We start from the raw sequence: 16,594 nt of genomic DNA, 5'->3' as shown, positions 1-16,594 counted from the left end.
GCCTCTCGAAAGACTGACTCTCATAATTAAGAATTCAGATTCGTTTCATCAGCAGGAGACATCTATGAAGCATCCCCAGGAGTACGCCGACTTCTACCGCCGTTCCATAGAGGACCGAGACGTGTTCTGGACCGAGCAGGCGGCGCTGGTGGACTGGAAGAAGCCCTTCGATCGTGTGTGCAACCACGACAACCCGCCCTTCGCCCGCTGGTTCGAGGGCGGCCTGATCAACCTGTGCCACAACGCGGTGGACCGGCACCTCAAGGATCGGGCAGACCAGAACGCGCTGATCTTTGTCTCCACCGAGACCGATACCGAGCGCACCTACAGTTTCCGGGAGCTGCATGCCGAGGTGCAGCACATGGCTGCGGTGCTTCGAGATCAGGGTGTGAAAAGGGGCGATCGGGTGTTGATCTACATGCCCATGATTCCAGAAGCGGCTTTTGCCATGCTGGCCTGCGCGCGCATGGGCGCCATCCATTCGGTGGTGTTCGGTGGCTTTGCCAGCCACTCGCTGGCCAACCGGATCGAAGACGCATCGCCGGTGGCCATCGTCAGTGCGGACGCCGGATCGCGCGGCGGCAAGGTGGTGGAGTACAAGCCCCTGCTGGACGAAGCCATCCGCCTCTCCAGCCACAAACCGGCTTCGGTGATCCTGGTGAACCGCGGGCTGGCCGCCATGAGCCTGGTACCGGGGCGCGACCACGACTACGCTGCCCTGCGTGAGCAAAGACTCGGCGTGCAAGTGCCTTGCGAGTGGCTTGAAGCCACCGACATCAGCTACACCATCTACACCAGCGGCACCACCGGCAAACCCAAGGGTGTGCAGCGCGACACGGGCGGCTACGCTGTGGCGCTGGCCGCGAGCATGAAGCACATCTTCATGGGCGAGCCCGGTGAAACCTATTTCTCCACCAGCGACATCGGCTGGGTGGTGGGCCACAGCTACATCGTCTATGGACCACTCATCGCCGGCATGGCCACCATCATGTATGAGGGACTGCCCGTCCGCCCGGACGGCGGAATCTGGTGGAGCCTGATCGAGAAGTACAAGGTCTCGGTGATGTTCAGCGCGCCCACAGCGGTGCGGGTGCTGAAGAAGCAGGACCCGGCGTACCTGAAGAAATACGACCTTTCCAGCCTCAAGGCGCTCTTCCTCGCCGGCGAGCCGCTGGACGAGCCCACGGCCCGCTGGATCAGTGACGGTCTGGGCGTGCCCATCATCGACAACTACTGGCAGACCGAGAGCGGCTGGCCGATCCTCACCATCGCCAATGGCGTGGAGCGCAAACCCAGCAAGTTCGGCAGCCCGGGTGTGGCCATGTACGGCTACGACGTGAAGTTGCTGCACGAGAACACGGGCGAAGAACTCACCGGGTCGGACGAAAAAGGCGTGGTGGTGATCGAGGGGCCCACCCCTCCGGGCTTCATGCAGACCGTCTGGCGCGACGACGCTCGCTTCGTCAACACCTACTGGAAGAGCATCCCGGGCAAACTGGTCTACAGCACCTTCGACTGGGGCGTGCGCGACCAGGATGGTTACTTCTACATCCTGGGCCGCACCGACGACGTGATCAACGTTGCCGGCCACCGGCTGGGCACGCGCGAGATCGAGGAGAGCATCTCCAGCCATGCCAACGTGGCCGAAGTGGCCGTGGTGGGTGTGGCCGACCCGCTCAAGGGCCAGGTGGCGATGGCCTTTGTGGTCGCCAAGGACGCCGCCGCCCTGACGACGGATACCGCGCGCCTCAAGCTGGAAGGCGAGATCATGAAGGTGGTGGACGAGCAACTGGGTGCCGTGGCCCGGCCTGCGCGCGTGCGTTTCGTGAGCGTGCTGCCCAAGACGCGCAGCGGCAAGCTGTTGCGCCGCGCGATCCAGGCGGTGTGCGAGGGGCGCGATCCGGGAGATCTGACCACCATGGACGACCCGGCGGCCTTGCAGCAGATCAAGGACCTGCTGGCCTGAGGGCTGCTTGCAGGGTCTCCGTGGATGGCTCTTCCAGGGCTTTGTAAGTATGATTCATGCTTATATAGACACTACCGAAGATCGCCATGGACCAAATGATCGAGACTCCCGGGCAGGTGGAAAAGGTGCGTGTGTTCGAACTGGCGGCCGAGCTGTTCGGTGTGCTGGCCACACCCATGCGCCTGCGCATCCTGAGTGCACTGTGCGATCGGGAGAAGTCGGTCTCGCAACTGTTGCAGGAGATCGACACCACCCAGCCCAATCTCTCGCAGCACCTGAACCTGCTGTACCGGGCCGGCGTGCTGGCCAAGCGCAAAGACGGCACGCAGGTGATTTATCGGGTGCAGAGCGAGAAGGCGGTCACCCTCTGCCGCACGGTCTGCACCCAGATCGCCATTGAAATGGACGAGCCCAGTTCGGTGCCTGCTTCCGAGCGTTTGTCGCCGCGCGTTGCATCCTGACGCACATTTGAAATACGGCAGGCGCATTCTTCGCCCACCGACTCGCTCCAAGGTGGCACAATCCCAGGTTGCAGTCAGGTCCTTCCACAGTCACTGTCGCATCCGCCTAACGGTTCAGCCGTGCCGCGGGAGGTTTTACTTAACCAGCTAATGTTTCCCCAAGGGAAACGGAGGTCAGCGGATTCATGAGCGATACCCCATCGAACGGGGGCAACGTTTACGTTGCTTACAAGGGCAACTCGTATCTCTTCGGCGGCAATGCGCCGTACGTGGAAGAGATGTACGAGAACTACCTCGAAAACCCAGGCAGCGTGCCCGACAACTGGCGCGGCTACTTCGACGCGCTTCAGCACGTCCCGGCAGTCGACGGCTCCGACGCCCGCGATGTGCCCCACCAGCCCGTCATCAACGCCTTTGCGGAACGTGCCAAGCAAGGTGGTACCAAAGTCGTGGTGGCCACGGGAGCCGATTCCGAATTGGGCCGCAAGCGGGTCGCCGTGCAGCAGCTCATTGCTGCGTACCGCAACGTGGGTGCCCGCTGGGCCGACCTGGATCCTCTCAAGCGCGCCGAACGCGACCACATTCCCGAACTCGAGCTGTCGTTCTACGGCTTCTCCGATGCCGATCTCGAGACCGTGTTCAACACCAGCAACACGTTCTTCGGCAAGGAAACCATGTCCTTGCGCGAGTTGCTCAATGCATTGCGTGAAACCTACTGCGGCTCCATCGGTGCCGAGTACATGTACATCACCGATCAGGGGCAGAAACGCTGGTGGCAGGAGCGTCTGGAAGCCAGCCGCACCAAGCCGGCATTCAATGCCGAGAAGAAGAAACACATTCTTGACCGCCTGACCGCTGCCGAAGGACTTGAGCGTTTTCTGCACACCAAGTATGTGGGGCAGAAGCGTTTCTCCCTTGAAGGTGGAGAGAGCTTCATCGCGTCGATGGACGAGCTCATTCGCCAGGCCGGCCAGGTGGGTATCCAGGAAATCGTGATCGGGATGGCCCACCGTGGTCGCCTCAACGTGCTGGTCAACACCCTGGGCAAGATGCCCAAGGACCTGTTTGCCGAATTCGACCACACCGCGCCCGAAGACCTGCCATCCGGTGACGTGAAATACCACCAGGGTTTCAGCTCGGACGTGACCACCCCCGGTGGCCCGGTCCATCTCTCGCTGGCGTTCAATCCTTCGCACCTCGAGATCGTGAATCCGGTGGTGGAGGGCTCGGTGCGCGCCCGTATGGACCGCCGTGGCGATCCGCTGGGCAAGCAGGTGCTGCCGGTGCTGGTGCACGGCGATGCCGCTTTTGCCGGCCAGGGTGTGGTGATGGAAACCCTGGCGCTGGCCGAGACGCGTGGCTATTCCACCGGCGGCACGGTGCATCTGGTCATCAACAACCAGATTGGGTTCACCACCTCCGACCCGCGCGACAGCCGTTCCACGCTGTACTGCTCGGACGTGGTGAAGATGATCGAAGCGCCGGTGCTGCACGTGAACGGTGACGATCCCGAAGCCGTGGTGTTCGCGACCCAGCTGGCGCTTGAGTTCCGCATGGCCTTCCAGAAGGACGTGGTGGTCGACATCGTGTGCTTCCGCAAGCTGGGTCACAACGAGCAGGACACGCCCAGCCTGACCCAGCCGCTGATGTACAAGAAGATTGCGGCCCATCCCGGCACCCGCAAGCTGTACGCAGACAAGCTGGCCGCGCAGGGCCTGGGTGAGTCGCTGGGCGACGACATGGTCAAGGCCTACCGCGCTGCGCTCGACGCCGGCCGCCACACGGTGGACCCGGTGCTGACCAACTTCAAGAGCAAGTTCGCGGTCGACTGGAGCCCCTATCTGGGCAAGAAATGGACCGACAGCGCCGATTCCGCCATCCCCATGGCGGAGTGGAAGCGGCTGTCGGACCGCTTGACCACGATCCCCGACAACGTCACTCCGCACCAGCTCGTCAAGAAGGTTTATGCCGACCGCGCGGCCATGGGCCGTGGTGAAATCCCGGTGGACTGGGGCATGGGCGAACACATGGCCTTTGCCTCGCTGGTGGCCAGCGGTTTTCCCGTGCGCCTCTCAGGTGAAGACTGCGGTCGTGGCACGTTCACGCACCGCCATGCGGTGATCCATGACCAGAACCGCGAGAAGTACGACGAAGGCACGTACGTGCCGCTGCAGAACGTGGCCGACAACCAGGCACCGTTCGTGGTGATCGACTCCATCCTGTCCGAGGAGGCGGTGCTGGGCTTTGAATACGGCTATGCGTCGAACGACCCCAACACGCTGGTGATCTGGGAAGCGCAGTTCGGCGACTTCGTCAACGGCGCGCAGGTGGTGATCGACCAGTTCATCGCCTCCGGCGAAGTGAAGTGGGGGCGCGTCAACGGCATCACCATGATGCTGCCCCACGGTTACGAAGGCCAAGGCCCAGAGCACAGTTCGGCTCGCCTTGAACGCTTCATGCAGCTGGCGGCAGACACCAACATGCAGGTGGTGCAACCCACCACGGCCAGCCAGATCTTCCATGTGCTGCGTCGCCAGATGATCCGTGGGCTGCGCAAGCCGTTGATCATCTTCACGCCCAAGTCGCTGCTGCGCAACAAGGACGCGACCTCACCGCTGTCCGAGTTCACCAAGGGCGGTTTCCAGACCGTCATCCCGGAGCAGAACGCCGATGTCGTGAAGAAGGCCGAGAAGGTCAAGCGCGTGATTTGCTGCTCGGGCAAGGTGTACTACGACCTGGTGAAGAAGCGCGAGGAGCGCGGCTCGGACGACGTGGCGATCCTGCGCGTGGAGCAGCTGTATCCCTTCCCGCACAAGGTGTTCGGTGCGGAGATGCGCAAGTACCCCAACGCCACCGACGTGGTCTGGTGCCAGGACGAGCCGCAGAACCAGGGCGCGTGGTTCTTCGTGCAGCACTACATCCACGAGAACATGCTCGAAGGCCAGAAGCTCGGCTACGCCGGCCGTGCGGCGTCGGCCTCTCCTGCCGTGGGTTATGCCCACCTGCATCAGGAGCAGCAGAAGACATTGATCGAAGCCGCCTTCGGCAAGCTCAAGGGCTTCATCCTCACCAAGTGACGCACAACGCAAAACGCATAGCGCAGGAAAAGAAATGGCAATCGTAGAAGTCAAAGTTCCGCAACTCTCCGAGTCGGTGGCCGAGGCCACCCTGTTGACGTGGAAGAAGAAGGCCGGCGAAGCCGTCGCAGTCGACGAGATCCTGATCGAGATCGAGACCGACAAGGTGGTGCTGGAAGTGCCCGCACCGGCCGCGGGCGTGCTCGTGGAGCTGGTGCAGGCCGACGGCGCTACCGTCGCTGCCGAGCAGTTGATCGCGCGCATCGACACCGAGGCGGTGGCGGGCGTTGCCGCTCCTGGCGCTGCCGCACCGGCGCCTGCGGCCCCCGCCGCTGCGCCGGTTGCCGCAGCTGCCGCCACAGCGTCGCAGTCCAAGGCCGGCGTGGCCATGCCCGCGGCCGCCAAGCTCATGGCCGACAACAACCTGGCCTCCGGCTCGGTGTCCGGCACGGGCAAGGATGGACGTGTGACCAAGGGCGACGTGCTCTCGGCTGTGGCGGGTGGCGCAACCGCCGCACCGGCACCCAAGCCGGTGGCGGCACCCGTGGCCGTTTCCACCGGTGCGCCCGCCAAGGTGTTGCCGCAGGTGCCCGTGGTCGCGCCCGACCTGGGCGATCGCCCGGAAGAACGCGTGGCCATGACCCGCCTGCGCGCACGCGTGGCCGAGCGTCTGCTGCAGTCGCAATCGACCAACGCCATCCTGACCACGTTCAACGAAGTGAACATGGCCCCGGTGATGGAGATGCGCAAGAAGTTCCAGGAGAAGTTCGAGAAGGAGCACGGCGTCAAGCTGGGCTTCATGAGCTTCTTCGTCAAGGCGGCGGTGCACGCGCTCAAGAAGTACCCGATCATCAACGCCTCGGTCGATGGCAATGACATCGTCTACCACGGCTATTTCGACATCGGTATCGCCGTGGGTTCGCCGCGCGGCCTGGTGGTGCCCATCCTGCGCAATGCGGACCAGATGAGCTTTGCCGACATCGAGAAGAAGATCGCGGAATTCGGCCAGAAGGCCAAGGACGGCAAGATCGGCCTGGACGACCTCACCGGTGGCACCTTCTCCATCTCCAACGGCGGCACGTTCGGCTCCATGCTGTCCACGCCCATCATCAACCCGCCGCAGTCCGCCATTCTGGGTGTGCACGCGACCAAAGACCGCGCCGTGGTGGAAAACGGCCAGATCGTGATCCGCCCGATCAACTACCTGGCCATGTCCTACGACCACCGCATCATCGACGGCCGTGAAGCCGTACTGGGTCTGGTGGCCATGAAGGAAGCGCTGGAAGACCCGGCGCGAATCCTCTTCGACATCTGATCGGTCGTCTCTCTTGCCAACGCCCCGCCAGGGGCGTTGGCCCTTTGAATTCAGGAAAGCAACATGTCTCAAGCATTTGACGTCGTCGTCATCGGTGGCGGCCCCGGCGGCTACATCGCTGCCATCCGCGCCGCGCAGCTCGGCTTCAAGGTGGCCTGCATCGACGAGTGGAAGAACGCATCGGGCGGCCCGGCACCGGGCGGCACTTGCACCAATGTCGGCTGCATTCCCAGCAAGGCATTGCTGCAGTCGTCCGAGCACTTCGACCACGCCAACCACCACTTCGCCGACCACGGCATCAGCGCGACCAACGTCAAGATCGACGTCGCGAAAATGCTGGCGCGCAAGGATACGGTGGTCAAACAGAACAACGACGGCATCCTCTACCTGTTCAAGAAGAACAAGGTCACGTTCTTCCATGGCCGGGGTTCCTTCGTGAAGGCGGTGGAAGCGGGCTACGAGATCCAGGTAAAAGGTGCCACCGAAGAGCTCATCACGGGTCAGCAGGTCATCGTGGCCACCGGCTCCAATGCGCGGGCCCTTCCGGGTGTGCCGTTCGACGAAGAGACCGTGTTGTCTAACGACGGTGCGCTGCGCGTCGGTGCCGTGCCCAAGAAGCTGGTGTTGATCGGCTCCGGCGTGATCGGCCTGGAAATGGGTTCGGTGTGGCGGCGCCTCGGCGCGGACGTGACCATCCTGGAAGGCCTGCCGACGTTCCTGGGCGCAGTGGATCAGCAGATCGCCAAGGAAGCCAAAAAAGCGTTCGACAAGCAGGGTCTGAAGATCGAGCTCGGCGTGAAGGTGGGCGAGGTCAAGACCGGCAAGAAGGGCGTGAGCGTGGCCTACACCAATGCCAAGGGCGAGGAACAGTCGATCGACGCTGACAAGCTCATCGTCTCCATCGGCCGCGTGCCCAACACCATCGGCCTCAACGCCGAAGCGGTGGGCCTGCAGCTCGACGAACGTGGCGCCATCGTGGTGGACGAGGAATGCCGCACCAGCCTCAAGGGCGTGTGGGCGGTAGGCGACGTGGTGCGCGGCCCCATGCTGGCGCACAAGGCCGAGGAAGAGGGCGTGGCTGTGGCCGAGCGCATCGCTGGCCAGCACGGACACGTCAACTTCAATACCGTGCCTTGGGTGATCTACACCAGCCCCGAGATCGCGTGGGTGGGCCGGACCGAGCAGCAACTCAAGACCGATGGCGTCGCTTACAAGGCGGGCACGTTCCCGTTTCTGGCGAATGGCCGCGCGCGCGCGCTGGGCGACACCACCGGGATGGTGAAGTTTCTGGCCGATGCCACCACAGACGAAATCCTGGGCGTGCACATCGTCGGCCCCATGGCTTCCGAGCTGATCGCCGAAGCCGTGGTCGCCATGGAGTTCAAGGCCAGCGCCGAAGACATCGCGCGCATCTGCCATGCCCACCCTTCGCTCTCGGAGGCCACCAAGGAGGCCGCGCTGGCGGTGGACAAGCGCACGCTGAACTTCTGATCCGGCGATCTTGAGCGTCCGCAGCATCTACGAGGCCGCGCTCAAGGAGCGCGGCTACACGTCCGACCCGGCCCAGGAGCGCGCGGTGGATGCGCTGGAACGCTGCGCAAACGAGTGGAGGGATTACAAGCAACGCCGCTCCAACTCGCTCAAGAAGCTCTTCGTCAATCCGGAGATTCCGCGCGGTGTGTACATGCATGGCGGGGTGGGACGCGGCAAGAGCTTCCTGATGGAATGTTTCTTCGAAGCGGTACCGCTCAGGCGCAAGACGCGCCTGCACTTTCATGAGTTCATGCGCGAGGTGCACCGCGAGTTGCGCGAACTCCAGGGCACCGTGAACCCGCTGGACGAACTCGGCGCGCGCATCGCCAGACGCTACAAGCTGATCTGCTTCGACGAATTCCACGTCGCCGACGTGACCGACGCCATGATCCTGCACCGGCTGCTGGACGCGCTGTTCAAGGCCGGTGTGGGCTTCGTTACGACGTCCAACTTCCACCCCGACAAGCTCTACCCCGACGGCTTGCACCGCGACCGCATCCTGCCCGCGATTGCGCTGCTCAAGGACCGGCTGGAAGTCATCAGCGTGGACAACGGAACCGACTACCGTCAGCGCACCCTCACGCACATCCAGCTCTACCACTGCCCCCTGGGCCCCGAGTCGGACGCAGCCATGGAGGCCACCTTTGCGCAACTGGCCGAGGTGGGCGACCAGGACCCGGTGATGCACATCGAGGCGCGCCAGATCCATGCCCTTCGCCGCGCCGGTGGCGTGATCTGGTTCGACTTCCGTACCTTGTGTGGGGGGCCGCGTTCACAGAACGACTACCTGGAGATCGCCACGCAGTTCCACACGCTGATGCTGTCCAACGTGCCGCAGATGTCGGTGCGCCAGGCCTCCGAGGCACGCCGCTTCACCTGGCTGGTGGACGTGCTGTACGACCGCCGGGTCAAGTTCGTGATGTCGGCGGCCGTGCCACCGGAACAGCTCTACCTGGAAGGCCCGATGTCGCACGAGTTCCCGCGCACGGTTTCTCGCCTGGGCGAAATGCAGTCGGCGGAGTTTCTGGCGCTGGAGCACCGGCTGGTGGACACCGGGTTGACGTGAGAGATCCGGCGCCGGGCCGCCCCAAGCCGGATCAGCCCCCTTGGGGGGCAGCGACCCGCGCAGCGGCGGAGCGTGGGGGCTACAGCCTAGCCCAGGGGCTCCAGCTTCACGATGGTGAGCGACAGGTTGTCGCCCATGCCCTTGGCGCGCGTGCGCGCCTTCTGGATCAGAAACTCGCAGGCCTCACGCGGCGACAGCATGGCAATCGTGCTGGAGAGTTCTTCCGGGGTGAAGTAGTGCCACACGCCATCGCTGCAGGCCATCAGCGCATCGCCCGGGTGCAACTGGGGGACCACGTGAATGTCCACCGGTGGATCGTTCTCGGTGCCCAGGCAACCCATGAGGATGTTGGCGTGTGGGTGGTCCAGCGCTTCTTCCTCGCTGATCTCGCCCTGGTTCACCAGCGTCTGCACGTAGGAATGGTCCATCGTGCGGAAGACCATCTTGCCGTTGCGGAAGTGGTAGATGCGCGAGTCGCCTGCGTGCACCCAGTGGCTGTCGCCGCCCGGGTTGATAAGGAAGGCCGCGATGGTGCTGTGCGGTTCCTGCTCAGCCGACACCGCCGTCAACTTGATCACCAGGTGCGATTCCTCGACGATCTGGCGCAGCAGTGAGCCCGCATCGTCGGTCTCGGGGTCGTACCGTTCGAACAACTGCCGTGCCGTGAGCATCACCTGGTCCGAAGCCTTGCGCCCACCGCTGCGCCCGCCCATCCCGTCGGCCAGCACGGCCAGCATGCAACTGCCATGGCGAGGATGGTGCAACAGGCAGACCTGGTCTTGCTGGTAGTCGCGGTCCCCCCGGTGGATGCCGGTGGATGCCTGGATGCGGTAGCCTTTGGACATGTTGGCGTAGAAACTTGCGAGGGCGTCGTGAGGATGGATGCAATGGTAGCCATGCATTGGGCAAGGCACATCCAGCCTATCATCAAACGCGGAGCAACTGGCGCCGCTGGACGGCGCCAGAGCGCCGCCTGTGACTTTGTCCACCGTGGACAAGGCCTGACGCCGATGGAGGCACTCTGAACACACTCGAATCCGGCGTCGCGGCGGCGTTTTCTGCCGACGGACTCCTGTCACGCGCGCGGCCAGGGCTGCGCACACGGCCAGGCCAGCAGGACATGGCGCTGGCCGTGGCTCGCGCCATCGAGGCTGGCGAGAGTCTGGCCGTGGAGGCGGGCACCGGCGTGGGCAAGACATTCGCGTACCTGGTGCCCTTGCTGCTCAGCGGCCAACGCGCACTGCTGTCCACCGCGACGCAGGCCTTGCAGGACCAGCTGTTTGCACGCGACATCCCCGCCGTGGCGAGTGCACTCGGTGTGCCAGTGCGCGTCGCGCTGCTCAAGGGACGGTCCAGCTATGTGTGTCTGCATCGACTGGAGCAGGCCCTGCACGGACCTGCATCCAGAGGACTGCGCGACCCGGCCGTGACTGCAGGCCTCTCGCGGGTGATGGGTTGGGCCCGGTATTCGCGGCGAGGCGATCTCGCCGAACTCCATGGCCTGGACGAACGTTCACCCTTGCGACCGCTGATCACCTCAACGCGCGAAAACTGTCTGGGTACCTCATGCCCGCGCCACGCGGCTTGCCACGTCCATCGCGCACGCGGCGAAGCCCTGGAGGCCGATTGGGTGGTGATCAACCACCACCTGTTCTTTGCCGATCAGCTCTTGCGCGAAACGGGCGCGCCACCCTTGCTGCCCACCGGTGGCGTGGTGATCCTTGACGAAGCGCATCAGCTGAACGACACGGGCATTGGTTTCATGGGCCAATCCATCGGTTCGGGCCCACTGCGCGAACTCGCACACGATCTGGCCGTTCAGGGGCCACAGTGGGCCAGGGGGCAGCGGCCGTGGGCTCACCTTGCACTGGGTCTGGAGCAGGCGGGCAGGGCGTTCCTGGCCATGCCGCGTGCGGGCTTGCAACGAAGCCGCTGGCCGGGCTCTGTGCCGGATGAGGTGGATGCGACGCGATGGGCTGATGCGGTGGCTGGGCTGGAGAGTGCTCTCGCCGCGACAGCGCAGGCGCTGCACGCCACTGCCCAAGCGAGTGCCGATCTGGAGCGGCTTTTCCAGCGCGTCCAGGCCATGTGCCTGCTCTGGCGCGAACTCGTGACTGGGCAGGCCGAGGGTGAGGGTGTGCGTTGGGTGGAGTGGATTGAGGGGCGCTCCTGGCGCGTGGTGCGCTCACCAACCGACAGCTCGGCGCTGTTCCGTGCACTGCTGGGGCCGGATGCGCCACGCGGTCGCAGCTGGATTTTTTCGTCTGCCACGCTGGGCAGCGAGGAGACGCTGCGCTGGTTCACGCGAGGCGTCGGCCTGGACGAGCAACCCGGCTTGCGCACGATGCAGGTGCCCAGCGCATTCGATCATGCGGTACAGGCCTCGCTGTATGTGCCCGAAGACCTTCCCGATCCGGGAGACCAGGCACACACGCCTGCGCTGGCCGAAGCCGTCGCGCGCTGGGCCTCTCGGCTGGGTGGACGCACTCTCGTGCTCACCACCACGCTGCGCGCGGCGGACCGCCTGGCATCGCACCTGATCGAGCTGGTGGCACAGGACCGCTGCAGGCCGTTGCAGGTGCTGGCGCAGGGGCGCGGCTCCCGGCGCAACTTGCTGGAGCGTTTTCGCGCAGCGAGCGAGGCGTCGGTGCTGATCGCTTCAACCTCTTTCTGGGAAGGGGTGGACCTGCCTGGTGACACGCTGCAATTGCTGGTGATCGACAAGCTGCCGTTTCCACCGCCTGACGATCCCTTGATGGATGCACGTGCGCGTCAATTCGAGGCACGAGGATTGAATGCCTTCACCGAGGGTTTCCTGCCTGAGGCGGCCATGGCCCTCAAGCAAGGTGCAGGTCGGCTGATTCGCTCGGAGTCGGATCGCGGCGTGCTGGTGATTGGCGACCGTCGACTGCTCAGTCGTTCTTACGGCAACCGCCTTCTCGCGGCCTTGCCGGCCATGCGTCGGCTGGAAAACGAGGCCGAGATGGCCGAGGCACTTGATGCGCTGGTGCTTACCAGATCTTCCACCAGGGGCTGTCCACCGACTTGAATCCCTTGCTCAGGTATTCGCTCCGGGGGTAGCTGGCCTGCATCACGCGCCTGGCGTCGTCGCGCAACTGGGTCATGCCCAGCGCATCGTAGGACCGGATCATGATGAAAAGCGCTTCTTCCAGCGCGGGCGCGTCGGTGTAATCGGTCAGTGCCGACTGTGCGCGGTTGATGGCGGCCACATAGGCGCCACGGCTGTGGTAGTAGCGCGCCACATGCACTTCGTACTGGGCCAGCGAATTGACGATATAGGTCATGCGCAGGCGCGCATCCGGGCTGTAGCGCGAGTCCGGGAAGCGGCTCACGAGCTCCCGGAAGGCCTCGAAAGACTCCTTGGCAGCCTTCTGGTCGCGCTCGGACAAATCCTGCCGGGCCAGCGACCCGAACAGGCCGAGGTTGTCGTTGAAGTTGATCAGGCCCTTGAGGTAGAGCGCGTAGTCCATGGCCGGGCTGGCGGGGTGCAGCTTCTGAAAGCGATCGATGGCAGCCAGGGCCTGAGCCTGTTCACCGGCCTTGTAGTGGGTGTATGCCTTGTCGAGCTGGGCCTGCTGGGCCAGCGGTGTACCCGCCGCGCGCCCTTCGAGTTTTTCCAGCAGCGTCACCGCTTTCTCGAAGTTTCCCGCCGAGCGCTCGTCGGTGGCCTCACTGTAGATGCGGTTGGGGCTCCAGCCGGCCGTTTCGTCCACGGGCTTGGTGCTGCAGGCTGTCAACACCAGCGCTGCTGCCAACACACAGGAGGACACAGCCGATAATCTGAGACTAAGCATCAAGGATGCACCTTTACAACGGGACAATGGGTTTGGCATCGCAAATTATATCGACGGGGGATGTGTCGGAAGGTTCCACGCCGGGGCTGGTCGACGAGCTCGCACCCGAGGCCGAGACCCGCATCTGCAACGTGCCTGCCGAGATGCACGGCTGGCGCATCGACCGCGCGCTGGCCGCGTTGATTCCCGAGTTCTCCCGTTCGTACCTGCAGCAACTGATGGCCGATGGCGCCGTTGTGCTCCGGGGTATGGCTTTTCGCAAACCGGCAGCGCGCATTGCGGCCGGCGACCAACTGGCGGTGGAACTGCGACCCACGCAGCAGGCGCAGGCTTTCGTGCCCGAGCCCATGGCGCTGGATGTGGTTTTCGAAGACGCCGACCTGCTGGTGATTCACAAGCCAGCCGGCCTCGTGGTGCACCCCGCAGCTGGCAACTGGAACGGCACCCTGCTAAACGGCCTCCTCGCCTACCACCCTGGGGCTGCCAGTCTGCCGCGCGCGGGCATCGTGCACCGGCTGGACAAGGATACCTCGGGCCTCATGCTGGTGGGCAAGAGCCGACAGGCGATGGAGGCGCTGGTGCGTGCCATCGCCGCGCGCGAGGTGAGCCGTCAGTACCTGGCTTTGGCGCAGGGTCGCTGGCAGGGCCCGATGGAACGAGGTGTGGACCAACCGATCGGGCGCGACGTGCACAACCGGCTGCGCATGGCCGTGGTGCGCCCGGACAGCGGCAGTGGCAAATCGGCGCAGACCACGTTGCGCTTGATCGAAGGATCAGACCAGGCCAGCCTGGTGGCCTGCAAGCTGCACACGGGGCGCACACACCAGATTCGCGTGCACATGGCTTGGTTGGGCCACCCACTGGTGGGCGACACGTTGTACGGTGGGCGCATCCAGTGGGGTATGGCGCGGCAGGCCCTGCACGCGGCCCGACTTCGCCTTCGCCACCCCACCACCGGCCAGCATCTCGACTTCGAGAGCACTCCGCCGGCAGACATGCAGGCCGCCATGGCCGAAAGCGGCCTCCGTTACAATCACGCCCGTGTGGCCAGCGCCTTTCTGGACCCACCAATCCCTTGAAGTTGCCCGTCACGGCGACCGGTTGCACCCCTTCGAGCCTTTCCACGGTCCACGCGGCCGACAGGGTTGTGGCGGGCCCGATGCCTTTCTGACCGTCCCGGCTGTGAGCCGGTATTAGGACCGACCGACACCATGAACACCACGGATGCCAAGCGCGTCCTCGAGACGGCCTTGATCTGCGCTCCCCAGCCGCTGTCGGTGCGCGAACTCGGCACGCTGTTCGACGACGAAGTCTCCGCCGACACGCTCAAGTCGTTGCTGGCCGATCTGCAACTCGAATGGACCGGGCGCGGCGTGGAACTGGTCAAGGTGGCCACGGGCTGGCGTTTTCAGAGCCGACCTGAACTGCGCCCCTTCCTCGACCGCCTGCATCCCGAGAAGCCACCGCGCTACAGCCGCGCAACCATGGAAACGCTGGCCATCATTGCCTACCGCCAGCCCGTCACCCGGGGTGACATGGAAGATATTCGGGGCGTGACCATCAATTCCCTGATCATCAAACAGCTCGAGGACCGCGGCTGGATCGAAGTGATCGGGCATCGCGAGACCGTGGGTCGCCCGGCGTTGTTCGCCACTACCCGCCAGTTTCTCGACGACCTTGGCTTGTCCTCGCTGGACCAATTGCCTCCCCTTGAAGGCAACGATGTGCAGGAGTCCGCCCTGGACCGCCTGGATTTCGACTCGCTGTCGGCCAGTCTGCCGCCTGAATCCACCGACGCGCCCGAGCCGATGGACCTCGCGTCCGATGCTCTCACTCCTGCCGGCGACCCGCCGGCGCTGGAAACCTCCTCACAGGAACCCCATGAACCCGGTGACCCCACCCTCAATGCCACCTGATCCCGACGCCAAGGCGGGGCAGGAGGCTGCCGGCGAAGCCGTTGCTTCTTCGCCGCCAAATGCGGTCGCACTGGATGGCGGGGCGCGGGGCAACCGGCAGCCCCCCGATCTCGAGGCCTTGCGCTTCGACGACGTGGTCAGTGGCGCCTTCGACGCCGAACAGGAGCAGGACCTTCCGCTGCCTGCCAAGCGGGTGCTCAGTGCCCAGCCCGAGTCACCCAAGCTGCACAAGGTGCTGGCGCAGGCCGGCATGGGGTCGCGTCTGGAGATGGAGCAGCTCATCCTGGAGGGGCGCATCTCGGTGAATGGTGAGCCGGCTCACATCGGCCAGCGCATCCAGTTCGGCGACACGATCAAGGTCAACGGCAAGCCGGTGCGCGTGCGCATGACGCCACCTCCGCCGCGTGTGCTGGCATACCACAAGCCGGCGGGCGAGGTGGTCTCGCACGACGACCCCCAGAACCGGCCCACCGTGTTCCGGCGGTTGCCGCGCCTCATGCAGGGCAAGTGGCAATCAGTTGGAAGGCTGGACCTCAATACCGAAGGGTTGCTGTTGCTCACGAGTTCGGGCGAGCTCGCGAACCGGTTGATGCACCCTCGCTTCGGTTTGCAGCGCGAATACGCCGTGCGCGTGCTTGGCGCCTTGTCCAACGAGGAAAAGCAGCGTCTGCTGGATGGCGTGCGACTCGATGACGGCATGGCCCAGTTCGCCTCCATCGAGGACGGCGGGGGCGAGGGCGCCAACTGCTGGTACCGCGTCACGATCGGCGAGGGCCGCAACCGCGAGGTGAGACGCATGTTCGAGGCTGTCGGCCATGCGGTCAGCCGGCTCATCCGCATCCGTTACGGCGCCATGATGCTGCCGCGCGGCCTCAAGCGCGGCGCCTGGGTCGAACTGGACGACCGGGACATTGGCCGACTGACCGCGGCGGCCGGCATGCCGGCTGGCGGCGACGAAAATGGACCGAATCGACCGCGCGCACCCGGACGCCATCCGACCCAGCAGCCGATGCGTCGGGGGCAGGCCGGCCGGGGCCAGGGCAAACCGCCCGGCAGCAGGGCCGACGGCCCCGGCTTCGATGACCGGCGTGCCGGTGGCTACGGCATGGGTGGCGCACCCTCGGTCCCCGGTGGCAAGGGCAAGGGGCGCGGTGGCAAAGGCGGCGGCAAGGCGCCGGGAACCGGCCAGGCCCAACCCGATCCCATGAAAACCTCCTTTGGCTACATCGGCCAGGACGCTCTGCAGCGCCGCCGTGAACAGAACGCTGGCCGGGGTGGCCCGCCTCCCGGAGGGCGACGTCGGGGAGGTGGCGGTGGGGGTGGTCGCTCCGGGGGGCGTTGACCCTTGCGCCGCGCAGGGTTCATTGGCCCAACGATGTAGAATCATGGGCTTTGCGAGGTGTCTCAAAGCCTCGGTTGATTGACCCAACAACTTCAGGATTTCC

Annotated in this window: 12 protein-coding genes; 10 read left to right on the top strand and 2 right to left on the bottom strand. The window is 64.7% G+C overall.

Features of this window, described 5'->3' with window-relative positions; translation table 11 throughout:
* Positions 1–25 precede the first annotated feature (25 nt).
* The 6 genes from ACTIF6_RS08970 to zapE all read left to right on the top strand — a co-directional run bounded on the left by ACTIF6_RS08970 (position 26) and on the right by zapE (position 9,418).
* Positions 26–1,966 (top strand): propionate--CoA ligase, encoded by a 1,941-nt coding sequence (locus tag ACTIF6_RS08970; protein WP_439587802.1) that lies wholly within the window; start codon positions 26–28, stop codon positions 1,964–1,966.
* Positions 1,967–2,052: 86 nt separating this feature from the next.
* The gene (locus ACTIF6_RS08965; RefSeq protein ID WP_439587623.1) at positions 2,053–2,427 is read left to right on the top strand and encodes an ArsR/SmtB family transcription factor; all 375 of its coding nucleotides are present in this window, start codon (positions 2,053–2,055) and stop codon (positions 2,425–2,427) included.
* 185 nt (positions 2,428–2,612) lie between these two features.
* Positions 2,613–5,504 (top strand): 2-oxoglutarate dehydrogenase E1 component, encoded by a 2,892-nt coding sequence (locus ACTIF6_RS08960; protein ID WP_439587622.1) that lies wholly within the window; start codon positions 2,613–2,615, stop codon positions 5,502–5,504.
* Between the two features lie 34 nt (positions 5,505–5,538).
* Positions 5,539–6,819, top strand: a complete 1,281-nt coding sequence (odhB, locus tag ACTIF6_RS08955; RefSeq protein ID WP_439587621.1) for a 2-oxoglutarate dehydrogenase complex dihydrolipoyllysine-residue succinyltransferase — start codon at positions 5,539–5,541, stop codon at positions 6,817–6,819.
* Positions 6,820–6,882: 63 nt separating this feature from the next.
* Positions 6,883–8,310 carry a dihydrolipoyl dehydrogenase gene (lpdA, locus tag ACTIF6_RS08950; protein WP_439587620.1) on the top strand — a complete coding sequence of 476 codons (1,428 nt, stop codon included), beginning with the start codon at positions 6,883–6,885 and terminating at the stop codon, positions 8,308–8,310.
* A 10-nt stretch (positions 8,311–8,320) separates the two neighbouring features.
* Positions 8,321–9,418 (top strand): cell division protein ZapE, encoded by a 1,098-nt coding sequence (zapE, locus tag ACTIF6_RS08945; protein WP_439587619.1) that lies wholly within the window; start codon positions 8,321–8,323, stop codon positions 9,416–9,418.
* A gap of 86 nt (positions 9,419–9,504) precedes the next feature.
* Here zapE and ACTIF6_RS08940 read toward each other — a convergent pair whose 3' ends face one another.
* The gene (locus ACTIF6_RS08940; protein ID WP_439587801.1) at positions 9,505–10,263 is read right to left on the bottom strand and encodes a PP2C family protein-serine/threonine phosphatase; all 759 of its coding nucleotides are present in this window, start codon (positions 10,261–10,263) and stop codon (positions 9,505–9,507) included.
* Positions 10,264–10,538: 275 nt separating this feature from the next.
* Between ACTIF6_RS08940 and ACTIF6_RS08935 the strand changes: the two genes are divergently transcribed.
* On the top strand, positions 10,539–12,467 hold the full coding sequence (locus tag ACTIF6_RS08935; RefSeq protein ID WP_439587618.1) for an ATP-dependent DNA helicase: 1,929 nt from the start codon (positions 10,539–10,541) through the stop codon (positions 12,465–12,467).
* Here ACTIF6_RS08935 and ACTIF6_RS08930 read toward each other — a convergent pair.
* Positions 12,430–13,233, bottom strand: coding sequence for an outer membrane protein assembly factor BamD (locus tag ACTIF6_RS08930; protein ID WP_439587617.1), 804 nt, complete (start codon positions 13,231–13,233; stop codon positions 12,430–12,432). The two genes, ACTIF6_RS08935 and ACTIF6_RS08930, sit on opposite strands and share 38 nt — an antisense overlap.
* A 26-nt stretch (positions 13,234–13,259) precedes the next feature.
* Here ACTIF6_RS08930 and ACTIF6_RS08925 point away from each other — a divergent pair, with 26 nt between their 5' ends.
* From ACTIF6_RS08925 to ACTIF6_RS08915, 3 genes are all read left to right on the top strand, one after another.
* Positions 13,260–14,312 (top strand): RluA family pseudouridine synthase, encoded by a 1,053-nt coding sequence (locus tag ACTIF6_RS08925; RefSeq protein WP_439587616.1) that lies wholly within the window; start codon positions 13,260–13,262, stop codon positions 14,310–14,312.
* Positions 14,313–14,444: 132 nt separating this feature from the next.
* On the top strand, positions 14,445–15,149 hold the full coding sequence (gene scpB / locus ACTIF6_RS08920) for an SMC-Scp complex subunit ScpB (RefSeq protein ID WP_439587615.1): 705 nt from the start codon (positions 14,445–14,447) through the stop codon (positions 15,147–15,149).
* Positions 15,058–16,491: a pseudouridine synthase gene (locus ACTIF6_RS08915; RefSeq protein ID WP_439587614.1), complete on the top strand. Its 1,434-nt coding sequence runs from the start codon at positions 15,058–15,060 to the stop codon at positions 16,489–16,491. Before scpB ends, ACTIF6_RS08915 begins: the two co-directional genes overlap by 92 nt.
* Positions 16,492–16,594 lie beyond the last annotated feature (103 nt).

Origin of the sequence: Hydrogenophaga sp. (assembly GCF_051860785.1) — a bacterium.
Lineage (GTDB): Bacteria > Pseudomonadota > Gammaproteobacteria > Burkholderiales > Burkholderiaceae_C > Hydrogenophaga.
This window is presented reverse-complemented; position numbering and strand designations above follow the sequence as displayed.